Source organism: Streptomyces sp. NPDC058877, assembly GCF_042742855.1.
Classification (GTDB): Bacteria; Actinomycetota; Actinomycetes; order Streptomycetales; family Streptomycetaceae; genus Streptomyces.
Genome location: NZ_JBHYMF010000170.1, coordinates 1 through 14,788, shown reverse-complemented (window position 1 = coordinate 14,788; position 14,788 = coordinate 1). Strand labels below are relative to the sequence as shown.

The following is a 14,788-nucleotide window of genomic DNA, read 5'->3' as shown; positions in this document are numbered from 1 at the left end:
CCCGCCGCCCTACCCGACCGCCCCGCGGAACGAGGCGGTGTGGCTGCGGACCTGTTCCGGCGTCAGATAGGCGTCCGTGTACTCGAAGTCCCGCAGCGTCCCGGCCTTCGAGGCCAAGAACCCGGTCCGCACGTAGTCGTCGCCGGCGACGGCGTTGAGCAGCCAGTTCGTCATCACCCGGGTCTTGGCCACGTTCGTCCGCAGTGCCGCCCAGTGGTAGCCGCGGGCCACGGCCTGTGCCGGGGCTCCGTGCAGCTCCAGGCCCAGTGGCTTCGACACCCCGTCCATCCCGCCCAGATCCACCACCAGCCCGAGGTCCTTGTGCGTGTACGGACGGGTCTGCTCGTGGCGCAGCGTTGCGACCAGGTTGTCGGCGAGGGCCTTGCCCTGCCGCATCGCGTGCTGCGCGGTCGGCGGGCAGATCGCCCCCTCCTCTTCCTTGGCGAGGTCGGGGACCGCTGCCGCGTCACCCAGCGCCCACACCCCGTCCAGGCCCGGTACGTCCATCTCGGCGGAGACGACGAGCCGGCCCCGCACCGTCTCCGCCCCGAGCGTGCCGATCAACGGGCTCGCGGCCACGCCGGCCGTCCAGATCAGCGTCCGGCTCGGCAGCACCCGCCCGTCGGTGAGCGTCACCGCCTCGTCGTCGACCGAACCCACCGAGACGCCGAGCGACACCTCGATGCCGCGCTTGGTCAGGATGTCCATGGCGGCGGTGCCCAGTTTGTCGCCCAGTTCGGGCATCAGCTTCGGTGCGATGTCCACCAGGTGCCACTTGATGAGGCCGGGGTCGAGCCTGGGGTAACGCTTCACCGCATTGTGGGTCAGGAGTTGGAGGCAGGCCGCCGTCTCGGTTCCCGCGTAACCGCCGCCGACCACCACGAACCGCAGCCGCGCGGCCCGCTCCTCGTCGTCGTTGCTGGCGTCCGCCAGGTCCAACTGGGCGATCACGTGGTCACGGATGTAGACGGCCTCGGCGAGCGTCTTCATGCCGCGCGCGTGTTCGGCGAGCCCCGGGATGTCGAAGCTGCGGGTCACGCTGCCGGGCGCCAGGACCAGGTGGTCGTACGGCTCGGTCACGTACTCGCCGGAGATCGTCCGCGCCACACAGACCTTTGCCGCGGTGTCGATGCCGACCGCACCGCCCGGCACGATCCGGGTCCGGTGCCGCTGGCTGCGCCGCAGCGACAGCGCCACCGACTGCGGGGTCAGCACCCCCGCCGCCACTTGGGGGAGCAGGGGCAGGTACAGCTGGTAGGAGAACGGCGAGAGGAGGGTGATCTGCGCCTCCCGCTCGGCAAGCCGCCGCTCGAGCCGGCGCACGCAGCCCACTCCGGCGAATCCTGCGCCCACCACGAGAATCCTCGGTCGCGTCACGCTGTCCGCCCTTCCCTATGAGCGTGCAAGAGGCCATCGAATATGGCTCAGTAAGCTCATGTGGCAATTTTTCGCTGACTATCCGTGGTTCACCCTTTTTATCGCCATTGCGGCAGGATCGCTCTTCGGCATGGTCCGCTTCGGTCCCGTCAAGCTCGGCGCCGCCGGCGTGCTCTTCGTCGGACTGCTGCTCGGCGCCCTCGACCCCGACATCGGCCCGGCGGTCCCCGCCGGCCTCCCGGTCCTCGGGCTCGCCCTGTACGTGTACACCGTCGGCCTCGAAGCCGGACCGGCCTTCTTCCGCGAGCTCCGCCCCCAACTGGCCGTGATGACCGGGGCCGTCGCCGCGGGGACCGCCGCACTCGGCGAACCGGCCCCGAACCACCTCCTCGACCGCCGTGACGTCGTGGACCACCGCCGCATCCTCCTCACCAACCTCGACCTCGCAGGCCGGACCGTCGCCGAGATCGGCCTCGGCGACCGCTACGGAGCGAAGGCCACCCGGGTCCGCCGGGGCGACCAGGACCTCCTGGCCCACGAGGACCTGCTGCTGCAGCTCGACGACCGGATCCGCGTCGTCATGCCGCGGGAACGCACCGCGGAGGTGACCGCCTTCCTCGGCGACACCGAGGCGAAGGTCAGCGAGGTCAGTGCGGTCAGCATGGGCCTCGGCCTCGCCGCCGGCTTCCTGATCGGCATCCCCTCGCTGACCATCGGTTCCACCACGCTGTCCCTCGGCACCGCCGCCGGGCTCCTCGTGATGGCGATGGTCCTCGGCCGGCTGCGGCGCACCGGCCCCCTCGTGTGGGTCCTGCCCACCCGCGCCAACCTCACGCTCCGCCAGATCGGCCTGTTGGTCTTCCTCGCCTGCGTCGGCCTCAGCTCGGGGTACGCCTTCCGTCGCGACGCCTTCTCCCTCTTCGGTCTGAAACTGCTGACCGTGCTCCTCGCCGGGGCCGTCCTGAGCTACGCCTGCATGTTCCTCGTCGCCCGTCTGCTCGGTCAGAGCCGGCCCCGCACGATGGGGCTGCTCGCCGGCTACGTCGGGAACCCGGCCGTCACCGCGTACGCCAACCGTCGGGTCTCCGACAGCAGGGTCAACACCGGCTACGCGACCCTGTTCGCCCTCGCGATCCTGGTCAAGATCGTCTGCATCCAGCTGATCGTGGGCCTCTGAGCATCCGCCGGAGTCCGGCTCGCAGGGCCGCGGGTCGCGTTGCCGGAGCCCCTCCCGCGAGGAGGGGGAAGGCGGAACGGCGCGCATGACCACCCACCGGGTCGGTCACTTCCTCGGCGAACTGTTCCTCGGCAACCTGTCGACCCGCTCCATCAAGGGGCCACCGACCCGACCGCCCAACGATTCCCGAGCGACTCCACGGTCGCCCTCAAGGCCTTCGCGGAGCGGGGTCCCCACGGCTCCGCCGCCACGGCATCGAGGCGCGCCGTGCGAGGTGCACGCCCGGGCCGCCCCGCCGGCGCCGGTTCAGAGGACGACGATTCCGAGCGGCCGGGAGCCCGCCGGGAGACGCCGTGTCCCGCCCGAGCCGAGATCGACGACGGTCAGGCCGTCCCAGTAACCGCCTCGGGTGAAGCCCCCCGTCACATAGGCGGTCCGACCGTCCCGGGACACCGCCACGTTCTCGTGCGGGCCTTCCAAGGGATGGACCCGCTCGGTGCCGTCCGGCTCGCGGACCGTCAGCGAGGGCCCTTCGTCCGCGGCCGGGTCGATCGGTCCGGTGCCCACCACCAGCAGCCTCCCGTCGGGGGTCACGGTGGTGCCGTGCTGATGTGTGCTCGCGGTCATCGGCTCGACCGTCGTCCGACCCGTCCGGGGATCGACCACCGCGAGCCGCTCCCCCTCGAAGGGGAGCAGCAACTTCCCGTCCGAGGGGCGCACCGCGGCGTAGTGGGGCTTGAGCCAGGAGCCCAGCCCGCCCTCCGTGCCGTAGGGGGCGACCTCCACCCGGCGCGGTTCCAGGGTCGCTGCGGTGACGACCGTGACGTCGAAGGAGTCGTGGTTCGTCACGTACACCTCGGTCCCGTCCGGTGAGGTGTCGACGTCGAACGGGCGCCTGCCGACCGGGACGGTGTCCGTGACCTCCAGGGCCACCGTGTCGATCACCTCCAGGGTGCCGTTCCCGCCGGGCACGTTGACCCCCACGTACACCCGCCGACCGTCGGGGGAGAGCGCGATGCCCATGCCTCCGCCCCGGTACTCGCCCGTGGTCACCGGCCCGCCGTCGCTCCGGTACCGGATCAGCGCGAGCCGCTCGCGGTTCACCGTGTCCACGACCGCCACCCCCTCGGCGGTCGCCACCCAGGCCCGTCCGTCCCCGCCGACGGCCAGTCCGTACGGGGCGGTGCCGACCTCCACGGAGCCGATGGCGCCCCGAGCGGAATCGACGAAGGAGACGGTACGGGCGCCGAAGTCGGTGACGAGCAGGGTCTCCGACGCGGCCGTGCCGTCCGGCGCCGGCGTCACGGTGCCCGGAGAACCGGGGGCGGTCGATCCGTCGGGGCCGGCTCCGACCGTGGGCGCGGAGGAGGAGGGCGCCGTCGGTCCGCCGGCCGCAACCGTTCCGCCGGAGCAGCCGGTGAGCAGCAGCACGATCACCGCACAGGGCAGGAGCAGCCCCGCGGCACGGGGCGGACGGCGGAACTGCGGCATGTCGGACTCCTCGCTGCGATGACCACACGGGGCCCGTCCCGAGGCGCCCCGCCCCGATCCTCCACCCGTGTCCACCCCGTGCGGTCGACCGTCCGGCCCCCTGCCCCCGGCAGAGAGGTCGACGCCGGGGTCAGCCGATCGGCCGACCCCGGTCGGCGGTGCTCAGCCCGTCACGGCGGCCAGGAAGCACAACACCCGTTCGATGCACAGCGCAGCGGCCTCCGGCGCGTACTCCGGCGCACCGTGCTCCGCGAAGAGGTGCGCACTCCCCGGGTACAAGAACAGTTCCCGGTCCACGGCACCGGCCACCAGCTCGCGCGCCGCCTCCAGGTCGCCGTCGTCGACGAAGTACGGGTCGGCATCCATCGCGTGCACCTGCGCCGGCACGCCCTGCGGCCAGGCCGCGCCGAAGGTGAGGGGCGGGACACAAGCACCGAACAGCAGCGCGCCGGCGGCGCCGGGCCGGGACTGCGCCAACTTCTGTGCGGGCAGCACGCCGAGCGAGAAGCCGGCGTACACGATCTCCGCAGGGAGCCCCTCGGCGGCCCGCTGGCCCCGCGCCACGAGCACGTCGAAGCCGACCTCCCGGACGAAACCGGCGGCCGTCTCCAGGTCCCGGAAGGTCCGCCCTCCGTAGAGGTCGGGCACGTGCACGACGTGCCCGACCCGCCGCAGTTCGTCGGCGAACGCGCCCACGCCCTCCGTCAGCCCGAGCGAGTGGTGGAAGAGCAACACTTCGGCCATCTGGTCGTCCCTACGTCAGCCTGCACGCCCGCCCCCCCATGAGGGTCGGGACCCGCTCCTGCGGCCAGCGTGGCACGCGCCACTGACATGGGCGCCGATGCTCGGGTTCCGGTGGCCGTGGCCCCGCCGCCGACGGACGGCGCTCCGGCTCCCGGACCGTGCGGAGCCCGTCAGCTCATCGGCCGGTGCGGGACGACGGCGCCGGCCTGGCCGACCACGCCGGCGGGCCCGCCCACGCCCATCGGACCACCGGCACCCGGGTGCGGGGCGCCGGGGTGCGCGACGGAGTCCTGCGGCCCCGGGATCCCCTGCGGAGGCATCTGGATCACACGGCTCAGGTCCCGCAGGACTTCCTCGGCGACCTGGCGGACGTCACCGGGAACATCCCCCCGTTCCCGTATGAGCTCGGCGTAGATCGGTGCCGTGCCGTCCGCGTGGTTCATGGGGCTCGCTTCCTTCGACTGCGCCGGTTCCGTCACCGACGGGCGACGCGAGTCTACGGGGAACCACCGACACGCCCGGGATCGGGAGCCGGGGCGGGGCGCCGCCGACGGCACCCCGTCCCGGAAAAGCACTGTGCTTCCCGGCCGCACCGACCCGAGAATGGATCACCGAACACACGGGAGGGACCCCATGAGCCAGGTGACCCTGACTCTGCACGACCTGATGCCGCCCGACGAGCTCGCCGCGGCCCTCGCGGACGGCCACGTCGCCCGCAAGCACCACCCCGAGCTGCCGCTGTCGATCTACACGTACACGCGGGCGTGCCAGTACGCCCAGCACTGGAACCGGGCCACCACGCGCTGCCGCGGCCTCGTCGTCGACGACGTCACCGGTCAGGTCGTCGCGCTCCCCCTCCCCAAGTTCTTCAACCTCTCCGAGCACGCCGCCGGACGCCCCTACGCGCCCCCGCTGCCCGACGAGCCCTTCGAGGTGTACGACAAGGTCGACGGCAGCCTCGCAGTGGTCTTCCACTACGCGGGCCGCTGGCACGCCGCCTCGAAGGGATCCTTCAGCAGCGGCCAGGCCACCTGGGCCCAGCGCCGCCTCGACGCCGCCGACACCACGGGACTGGTCCGCGGCGTCACCTACCTCGCCGAGACGCTCTACCCGGGCAACCGCATCGTCGTGAACTACGGCGACCGCCGCGACCTCGTCCTGCTCGCCGCCTTCCGGCCCGACGGCACCGAACTCCCCCTCGCGGACGCCGCCGGAGCATGGCGGCCCCTCGGCTCCGTCGTCCGCTCCTGGCCCGGCATGGAGGTCGACGAACTCGTCGCCCTCACCGAGTCCAGCACCCTGCCCGGGGGTCGTCCGGCCACCGGCACCGACGCCGAGGGCTTCGTCCTGCGCTTCGCCTCCGGCCTGCGGGCCAAGGCGAAGCTCGGCGAGTACGTCCGGCTCCACAAGGTGCTCACCGGCGTGACCGAGCGGGACATCTGGCGCAGCCACGGCATCCAGCGCTTCGCCGCGCATCCGGCCGGTGAGCTGGCCTCCGGGCTCGGCTGCTCGGTGGCCGAGGTCGAAGCCTCCGGGGGCAAGCCCCTCGATGCGCTCCTCGAACAGGTCCCGGACGAGTTCGACGCCTGGGTACGCGAGGTCATCGCCCGGCTGGAGACGGCCGCCGCGGACCGCGAGCGGGCCGTCGACGAGGCGTTCGCCGCGCTCTCCCACCACGCCGGACACCGGGGCGCCTTCGCCCGTGCCGCAGCGGGCCTCACCGACCGCGGCCTGCGGGCCGCCCTCTTCCTGCGCCTCGACGGGCGCCCCACCGAACTCCTCTCCTGGCGTCAGGTGCGTCCCGAAGTCAACGACCCCTTCGCCCACGACAAGGAGAACTGACCGTGCCCGTCGTTCACGTCATGACCGGGCTGCCGGCCTCGGGGAAGACGACCGCCGCCCGCGCCCTCCAGGCCGCGGCCGAGGGGCGGGTGCGCCGCGTCAACCTGGATGACCTGCGTGCCATGCTCGACCTCCCCGCGACGGACCGCAGCCCCGGGGCCGCCCCCGCCCGCTCGCACCGCCACGAGCAGACCGTGCTCGACGTCCAGGACGCCGCCGTCCGCGCGGCCGTGGCCGGCGGCTTCGACGTCGTCGTCGACAACACCCACCTGACCCCGCACATCCCCAAGCGGCTCAAGGCGGCCGTGGCCGATCTCGCCGCCTTCGTCGTCCACGACTTCACCGACGTGCCCGTCGACGAGTGCGTGCGTCGTGACGCCACCCGCGACCGCCCGGTCGGCGAGGAGGCCATCCGCATGCTCGCCGCCACGCACGCCAAGGCCACCCGGGGCGGCTGGCGGCTCACCGCGGACTGGATGAACGACCGCCCGGCCGTCGAACCGTACGTGCCCGACCCGGCGCTCCCCGCCGCCGTCATGTGCGACATCGACGGCACCCTCGCGCTGCGCGCCGACCGCGGCCCGTACGACTTCGGCCGCTGTGACCGCGATCTGCTGAACGGCTCCGTGCGCGACGCCCTGCGGGCCTTCCGGAGCTCCGAACGGGACCGGATCGTGCTCCTCTCCGGGCGCAGCGAGGACCACCGCGCCCTCACCGAGGAGTGGCTCGCCCGTCATGAGGTGCCCTACGACGAACTGTGGATGCGTGCCTCCGGCGACGGTCGGAGCGACGACCTCGTGAAGGCGGAGCTCTTCGACGCCCATGTGCGCCACCGCTACGCGGTCCGCGTCTCCCTGGACGACCGTGACCGCGTCGTGGCCCTCTGGCGCCGGATGGGCCTGCCCACCTGGCAGGTCAACTACGGCGCCTTCTGACGGGGCCGGGCGCGCGTGCTGCCCCGCCGGGCCCCGCGCCCCGGGCGTGCCCGGCCGGCCGAGCGGGGCCGGGGCGGACCGGTGGCCTCGGCGCCGTGCCAGGATCGTGGGATGACGGAAAAGATCATCGCGGCGTGCGACGGCGCGTCGAAGGGAAATCCAGGTCCCGCGGCCTGGGCATGGGTCATCGGCCGCCTCGACGGGACGGTCGACCGCTGGGAAGCGGGCCCCCTCGGCAGGGCGACCAACAACGTGGCCGAACTCACCGCCCTGGAGCGCCTCCTGGAGGTCCTCGACCCGGGCGTGCCCGCCGAGGTCCGCATGGACTCGCAGTACGCCATGAAGGCCGTCACCACCTGGCTCCCCGGTTGGCGCCGGAAGGGCTGGAAGACCGCCGCCGGCACCCCCGTCGCCAACAAGGACCTGGTGGTACGGATCGACGGGCTCCTCACCGGCCGGGACGTCCGGTTCGTCTACACCCCGGCCCACCAGGTCGACGGGGACCCCCTCAACGACGCCGCCGACCGCGCGGCCAGCCACAGCGCCCGCACCCAGCAGCCCATCGGCTCGGCGACCGGCACCGATCTGCCCCCGACGGAGCCTGCCACGCGCGCTTCCGTGCCCCGTTCGCGCTCCTCCGCGCCCCGTGCGGGTTCCGGCAGCGCGGGGGGCGGCGCGGGTCGGAGGGGTCGCCCGTCCGGAGGCACGCTCAAGGCGAAGTTCCCGGGGCGTTGCCGCTGTGGACGTGCTTATGACAAGGGCGAGACCATCGCGAAGAACACCGACGGCTGGGGCCATCCCACCTGCGTCTGAGGCAAGGGGCCGTCCGACTGGCGGGCGGCCCCGTCCGGCCCGTGAGACCGGTCGTAACGGGTGCGCGGCAGGCTTCATCCCCGCGTGGGCGCGGGTTCTCCCGGGGTTCTGTTCTCGGAGCGGTTGTGGCTGCATACTGATGCTCCTCGCATCCGGTGACGAACCGTTTTACCTGCTCTTTCGTCATTCTCATGACGCTTTCGGCACCCGGCGAGAACCTCCTCCTGCTGCCGTCGCGGCCTCCCCGCGACGGTGGTCGTCCCTGCCCGTGAAAGACCCGAGGTTCCGTGCCAGTACCTGTTCTCCTGACCGGGCGCTCCGTGCGCCTGGAGCCGCTGGCGATGCGGCACGCCGAAGCCCTTGCCCGGGCCGGCGGGGCGGACCGATCGGCCTACGCCTTCACCCCCGTACCCGACGGCCTCGAATCGGCCCTCGACTACATCGCCCGTGCACTCGCCGACCAGGCGGCAGGCCGCTGCTTGCCCTTCGCACTGGTCAGTACGGCTGACGAGCGAGTCATCGGCTCGACCCGCTTCCTCGAACTCGACTACTGGCGGGGGCCGCTGATCTGGCCGCCCGTTCCAGGCATGCCCCACGGAGATCCCCTGACGGCCGTCCCGGACGCGGCCGAGATCGGCAACACCTGGATCGCCGGCGACGCACGGGGGACGGGCATCAACACCGAGGCCAAGTACCTGATGTTCCGGCACGCCTTCGAGACCTGGGGCGTCCGTCGCGTCACCCTGCGCGCCGACGCCCGCAACACCCGCTCCAGGATCGCCATCGAACGCCTCGGAGCGACCTGCGAAGGGATCCGTCGCGCCCATTCCCGCGGCCTCGACGGCTGTGTCCGCGACACCGCCTTCTACTCGATCCTGGACGAGGAGTGGCCGACCGTCCGGGGCATCGTGGAACTGCGCCTCTCCGCCCCCCGGCAGGTGCGCGTCCCGCAGGACCTGCTCCCGGCCTGAGCACCCGGAGGCACCGGACGGAGGTGGTGCACGACGAACCTCGTGGCCACGCACCGTGCACGGCGGGCGCCGTCGTGCACCACCTCCGGCGGTCACCGCCGCCGGAACCGTCCCGGCGACTCCTGCCGGGGCCCCGGCGCTCGCGGCCCCGTCCGACCGGTGGTTCCATGGAAGTGACGGGAAGGACTCGCGTGAGGATGCGGAGTAGCGGTCGCAACCGGGCCGTGCACCGTGCAATCAGGATCCGCGAGAAGCGGATGGGTCCTTCCCGCCCCCACCTCCCACGCCCCGTTCCTCCTCCGCGCCCGTAGCGCCCATCCGACCGCCCGGCCCTCGGCCCGCCGAGAACGCCCCGGTACGGTGGCCCGGACAGTGAGCCGTGCCACCCGAAGGGACCGAGTGATCGTGCCGACCGGAAGCCCCGACGTACTCCTCCGGACGGAGGGCCGCGCCGGGTTCATCACCCTGAACCGGCCCCGCGCCATCAACGCGCTCACCCACGCCATGGTCCTCGCCGTCGACGACGCGCTCTCACGGTGGGAGCGCGACCCGGCCGTCACCACGGTCGTCATCGAGGGCGCGGGAGAACGCGGACTCTGCGCGGGTGGCGACATCCGGGCCATCCACGACGACGCCCGCGCCGGAGGCTCCGCCTCCGCGGCCTTCTGGCAGGACGAATACCGCCTCAACGCCCGCATCTCCCACTACCCCAAGCCCTACGTCGCGCTCATGGACGGCATCGTCATGGGCGGCGGCGTGGGCGTCTCCGCGCACGGCTCCGTCCGCGTCGTCACCGAGCGTTCCCGGGTCGCCATGCCCGAGACGGGCATCGGATTCGTCCCCGACGTCGGCGGTACGTACCTCCTCGGCCGTGCCCCCGGCGAGCTCGGCACCCACCTCGCCCTCACCGGTGGCCAGATCGGTGCCGCCGATGCGGTGCTCACCGGCCTGGCCGACTGCTTCGTGCCCGCCGCCGAACTGCCCGCCCTGATCCACGACCTCAAGGACGTTCCGGCGGACCTGGCCCTCACCCGTCATGCCGCCGCACCCCCGCCGGGCGTCCTCGCCGAGCAGCGGGAGTGGATCGACGCCTGCTACACCGCCCCGACCGCGGAGGAGATCGTTGAGCGCCTCTTCGACGCCGGCGTGCCCGCAGCCAAGGAGACGGCCGAAACCCTCCTCGCCAAGTCGCCGACGGCCCTCAAGGTCACCTTGGCCACCCTGCGCCGTTCCCGGGCCCTCGCCACCCTCGAAGAGGCCCTCGACCTGGAGTACCGGGTCTCCTGCGCCGCCCTGACCGGCCCCGACCTGGTCGAGGGCATTCGCGCCCAGGTCGTCGACAAGGACCGGAACCCCCGCTGGACCCCGGCCACCCTCCCCGAGGTGACGGACGCCGAGGTGGCGCGCTGGTTCGCCGCTCCGGCCGGTGGTGACCTCGGCTTGGCCGCCGGAGCCGCCGGAGCCGCCGGAGCCGCCGGAGCCGCCGGAGCCGCCGACTGCGGAGCGCGGGGCGGCGCGTGACCACGAACACCTCGTTCCAGCCCGTTCTCGACCGCATCCTCGAGGAGGTCACCGAGCTCACGGACCGGGGAACCCCGGCCGACTACATTCCCGCCCTCGCCGCGGGCGATCCACGTGACTTCGGCATGGCGGTCGCCGAACTCGACGGCACCGTCTACGGGGTGGGGGACTGGCGACGGCCCTTCTCCACGCAGTCCGTCACCAAGGTCTTCACCCTCGCGCTCGCCCTTGCGGGGGAGGGGGACGAACTCTGGGCCCACGTGGGGCGGGAGCCTTCGGGCGACCCCTTCAACTCCCTCGTGCAATTGGAGTACGAGCACGGCATTCCGCGGAACCCGTTCATCAATGCGGGCGCCCTCGTCGTCACCGACCGACTGCACCGTCTCACCGGCGACGCCTCCGGAAGCCTGCTCGCCTTCCTGCGCGCGGAGAGCGGCAATCCGGACCTCGCCTTCGACGACGGCGTCGCCGCCTCCGAGGCCGCCCACGGCGACCGCAACGCGGCCCTGGCCCACTTCATGGCCTCCTACGGCAACATCACCGGGCCCGTCTCCGACCTGCTCCGCGAGTACTTCCGCCAGTGCTCGCTGGAGGCGTCCTGCGCCGATCTCGCCCTCGCCACCGGCTTCCTCGCCCGGCACGGGCTCCGCGCCGACGGCAGCCGTCTGCTGAGCCGCAGCCAGGCCAAGCAGGTCAACGCCGTCATGCTCACCTGTGGCACCTATGACGCGGCGGGTGACTTCGCCTACCGCGTCGGTCTCCCCGGCAAGAGCGGCGTCGGCGGGGCGGTCGTCGCCGTCGTCCCCGGACGCTGCACCCTGTGCGTGTGGAGCCCCGGACTGGACAGCCGGGGCAACTCGGTGGCGGGCGTCACCGCCCTCGACCGCTTCACCACCATCACCGGTCTGTCGGTTTTCTGACCAGGGCCGCCGGCTCACCGAGGGCACCCGCCGCCGTCCTCCAAGCCGCCGTCACGGCCGCGTGGGCGAGTTCCGTCGCGGCGGTCACCTCCTCGGGCAGCCGCAGCGGCGCCCCGATGTGAACGTGCAGCCCCGGCCTGCGGACGGGGGCGGTGAGCACTCCTGAGATCTGCTTCGCCCGCCCGCCCGAGCTGATCCGCCGGGCCCCGGCCTGACCGATCGGCACGACGGGCGCCCCCGTCTCCCGGGCCAGCCGGGCGAGCCCGGTGCGGAAGGCCTCCGGCGGGTTCTCGGACGCGTCCCGACGCGGCGGGATGCGTCCCTCGGCGTACATCATCACGTGCCGGCCCGAGGCGAGCGCGACCGCCGCGTGGTCGAGGGCAGCCGCGGCACGGGACGACCGGCGGTGGACGGGCACGTGGCCCTCGCGGGTCAGGGCCCGTCCGAGGAGGGGCACCCGCCACAGCCCCGAAGTCGCCAGCAGCACGGGCTCGACGGCGAGTCCCTTGCGGAGCGCGGCGAGCACCAGTGCCGGATCGGCCAGGGAGGTGTGGTTCACGACCAGGATGCTGCCCGGCTCGACGCGGACCCCGGGGTCCTTGGTGACGGTCAGTCGCCCGAAGAACGGAACGACGCGGGCGGCGATGCGGCTGAGCACGGGAGTCTCCCTGGATCCGTGGTGGAACGCTGAGGGAACCATCGTCCGGGAACCGGGCCGCACGGACATGAGCACCCGTACTCAACTGCCGTACGCGCCACCGTACTCAACCGTCCCGTGCGCTTCCGTCCAGCGCCGTCGCGCGGAGGCCAGGTCGATCCGCACGCCTGATCGCCCGTGCCCCCTGCCCGCCTCCCCACGGATCACGAAGGGATGAATGTGCCCCGATGCCGTCCCGCCGTCCACGACGGGACGGGACGCTGCTCACGTGCAAAAAGAAGGCAAAGGGGTGGTTCCCGGGCAGCGGAGCGCGGCACAGGAGGGTGGCCCCGTCCGGATCGGAGGAGCACCCGCCCGGCCCGCGTACCGTCCTCCCTCGGTCCGGGCGCGCTTCCGCTACTGGTTCGACACCACGCTCACCCGCGGCACACCCGCGCTCTGTGCCTGGCTGGCCCTCGTCTGCCTGGCGGTCGTCATCCCCGTCAGCACGCTCCTGGCCTGGACCGACCAGCGCGCCCCCACCTCCCTCGGCGACAGGGTCGCGGCGGTGTGGCGCAACACCGGACAGACCCTCCGCCTCGGCGGCGAAGTGGGCCCACCGCTGCGCGTCGCGCTCTCCGTGCTCCTCGCCCTCATCGCATTGTTCTACGTCTCCACGCTGGTCAGTCTCATCACCGCCGGCCTCACCGACCGCGTCATCGCCCTCGGGCGGGGACACGCCAGGGTCCTCGAGAGCGGGCACACCGTCGTCCTCGGTTGGTCCGAACAGATCCCCACCGTCCTCTCCGAACTGGTCGCCGCCCACACCGACGGGCGCCGCCGCGTCGTCACGCTGCTCGCGGACCGCGACAAGGCCTCCATGGAGGAGGACCTCCACGCTGCCGTCGGCACCACGGGCCGCACGCGGGTCATCTGCCGCAGCGGTCGTCCCACCGACCCCGTCGCGCTCGCCCGGGTGAGCCCCGGGACCGCGGACAGCGTCCTCGTCCTGCCCCACGACGACCCCCGTGCCGACGTCGAGGTCGTGAAGACCCTGCTGTCCCTGTCCGCAGCCGTGGGGGAAGAGCGCCCCGTACGCGTCATCGCCGCCGTGCGCGACGACCGCTACCTCACCGCCGCCCGGCTGGCCGGAGGCCCCCTGGCGACCGTCCTCGGCACGGACGACCTCGCAGCACGGCTCCTCGTCGACTGCGCACGACGGCCCGGTCTCTCCCTCGTCCACCAGGAACTCCTCGACTTCGCCGGGCACGAGTTCCACACCGTGCGGGAGCCGGGCCTGTCCGGTCTGACCTTCGAACAGGCCGACCGCGCCTGCCCCGTGTCGACCGCCGTCGGGATCGTCCACCGGGACGGGACCGTCGCGCTCAACCCCGCGGGTTCCGTGCGGTTCCTCGCCGACGACGCGCTCCTGGTGATCGCCGAGGACGAACGGTCGACCCGGCTGTCCGCCACCCCCACCCCGTACGATCCGACGGCACTCGTCCGGACGCCGCCCGACCCCCCTGCAGGACCCGTACGCGTCCTCCTCCTCGGCTGGAACCGCCGTGCCCACCGGGTCGTCGACCGACTGGCGCTCCACACGCCGCTCGGCTCCACCCTCGACGTCGTGGCCGGGTCGGACGCGGAGACCCTCGCCCGCATCCGGGAGGCCACCGAAGCAGCCGGCGCCCGCATGGAGGTGTGCCACCGGCCCGGCGACCCCACCTCGCACGAGACCACGGACGCGCTGGACCCCACCGGATACGACTCCGTGATCGTGCTCGGCCCCGACCACCGACCGGGCCACGCAGATCCGGACGACCGGACGCTCGTCACCCTCCTCCACCTGCGGACCACGGAACGGGAGGCCGGTCGCCCCGTCCCGGTCGTCATCGAGATGGCCGATGACCGCAACCGGCTCCTCAGCCCCCACGGCCGCCGGGCCGACTACGTGGTCAGCGGCCGGCTCGTCGGACTCCTCATGACCCAGATCTCGCAGGGTCCCCATCTCGCCACCGTGTTCGAGGAACTCCTGGCCCCCGGTGGCAACACCCTCCACCTCCACCCCGCGGGGCACTACGTCGCGACCGGACGCACCGCCTCCTTCGCCACCGTCGTGGAGTCGGCCGCCCGACGGGGCGCCCGCGCCATCGGATACCGCTCCCGCCCGGCGACCGGCCCGGACCACGGCCTCCGCCTCAACCCGCCCAAGGCGCACGTCCGGTACTGGCATCCGCAGGACGAGGTCGTGGTCATCGCACGGGAGCACCGGTGACACCCGAACGGGCCATCGCCGGAGTGATCCCGGAGCGGGGGCGGAGCGGGGGCGGACCGGCACCGACCGGTCCGCCCCCGAAGGC

General features: G+C 73.0%; 13 protein-coding genes. 8 read left to right on the top strand and 5 right to left on the bottom strand.

What is annotated here, in order from left to right; genetic code table 11:
* Positions 1-9: 9 nt before the first annotated feature.
* The gene (locus tag ACFW2Y_RS28615) at positions 10-1,377 is read right to left on the bottom strand and encodes an NAD(P)/FAD-dependent oxidoreductase (protein ID WP_384884981.1); all 1,368 of its coding nucleotides are present in this window, start codon (positions 1,375-1,377) and stop codon (positions 10-12) included.
* Positions 1,378-1,435: 58 nt separating this feature from the next.
* On the opposite strand from ACFW2Y_RS28615, the gene ACFW2Y_RS28610 reads away from it, so the two are divergent.
* Positions 1,436-2,554 (top strand): TrkA C-terminal domain-containing protein, encoded by a 1,119-nt coding sequence (locus ACFW2Y_RS28610; RefSeq protein WP_384884979.1) that lies wholly within the window; start codon positions 1,436-1,438, stop codon positions 2,552-2,554.
* Positions 2,555-2,860: 306 nt separating this feature from the next.
* Here the strand turns inward: ACFW2Y_RS28610 and ACFW2Y_RS28605 are convergent, their stop codons facing one another.
* From ACFW2Y_RS28605 to ACFW2Y_RS28595, 3 genes are all read right to left on the bottom strand, one after another.
* On the bottom strand, positions 2,861-4,045 hold the full coding sequence (locus ACFW2Y_RS28605; protein WP_384884978.1) for a hypothetical protein: 1,185 nt from the start codon (positions 4,043-4,045) through the stop codon (positions 2,861-2,863).
* Positions 4,046-4,207: 162 nt separating this feature from the next.
* Entirely contained in the window at positions 4,208-4,789 is a 582-nt protein-coding gene (locus tag ACFW2Y_RS28600; RefSeq protein WP_384884976.1) for a dienelactone hydrolase family protein, read from the bottom strand.
* A gap of 170 nt (positions 4,790-4,959) precedes the next feature.
* Positions 4,960-5,232, bottom strand: a complete 273-nt coding sequence (locus ACFW2Y_RS28595) for a hypothetical protein (protein ID WP_384884974.1) — start codon at positions 5,230-5,232, stop codon at positions 4,960-4,962.
* A 190-nt stretch (positions 5,233-5,422) separates the two neighbouring features.
* On the opposite strand from ACFW2Y_RS28595, the gene ACFW2Y_RS28590 reads away from it, so the two are divergent.
* The 6 genes from ACFW2Y_RS28590 (at position 5,423) to ACFW2Y_RS28565 (ending at position 11,791) form a co-directional block, all read left to right on the top strand.
* On the top strand, positions 5,423-6,631 hold the full coding sequence (locus ACFW2Y_RS28590; protein WP_384884973.1) for an RNA ligase: 1,209 nt from the start codon (positions 5,423-5,425) through the stop codon (positions 6,629-6,631).
* Positions 6,632-6,633: 2 nt separating this feature from the next.
* On the top strand, positions 6,634-7,566 hold the full coding sequence (locus ACFW2Y_RS28585; RefSeq protein WP_384884971.1) for an AAA family ATPase: 933 nt from the start codon (positions 6,634-6,636) through the stop codon (positions 7,564-7,566).
* A gap of 111 nt (positions 7,567-7,677) precedes the next feature.
* Positions 7,678-8,379, top strand: a complete 702-nt coding sequence (locus ACFW2Y_RS28580; RefSeq protein ID WP_384884969.1) for a ribonuclease H — start codon at positions 7,678-7,680, stop codon at positions 8,377-8,379.
* A gap of 287 nt (positions 8,380-8,666) precedes the next feature.
* Complete coding sequence (locus ACFW2Y_RS28575) at positions 8,667-9,350, top strand: GNAT family N-acetyltransferase (protein WP_384884968.1); 684 nt, start codon at positions 8,667-8,669, stop codon at positions 9,348-9,350.
* Positions 9,351-9,755: 405 nt separating this feature from the next.
* Complete coding sequence (locus ACFW2Y_RS28570; RefSeq protein ID WP_384884967.1) at positions 9,756-10,871, top strand: enoyl-CoA hydratase/isomerase family protein; 1,116 nt, start codon at positions 9,756-9,758, stop codon at positions 10,869-10,871.
* Positions 10,868-11,791 (top strand): glutaminase, encoded by a 924-nt coding sequence (locus ACFW2Y_RS28565; RefSeq protein WP_384884965.1) that lies wholly within the window; start codon positions 10,868-10,870, stop codon positions 11,789-11,791. Before ACFW2Y_RS28570 ends, ACFW2Y_RS28565 begins: the two co-directional genes overlap by 4 nt.
* Here ACFW2Y_RS28565 and ACFW2Y_RS28560 read toward each other — a convergent pair.
* Positions 11,769-12,449: a lysophospholipid acyltransferase family protein gene (locus ACFW2Y_RS28560; RefSeq protein ID WP_384884964.1), complete on the bottom strand. Its 681-nt coding sequence runs from the start codon at positions 12,447-12,449 to the stop codon at positions 11,769-11,771. The two genes, ACFW2Y_RS28565 and ACFW2Y_RS28560, sit on opposite strands and share 23 nt — an antisense overlap.
* 289 nt (positions 12,450-12,738) lie before the next feature.
* On the opposite strand from ACFW2Y_RS28560, the gene ACFW2Y_RS28555 reads away from it, so the two are divergent.
* The gene (locus ACFW2Y_RS28555) at positions 12,739-14,703 is read left to right on the top strand and encodes an NAD-binding lipoprotein (protein ID WP_384884962.1); all 1,965 of its coding nucleotides are present in this window, start codon (positions 12,739-12,741) and stop codon (positions 14,701-14,703) included.
* Positions 14,704-14,788: the final 85 nt, after the last annotated feature.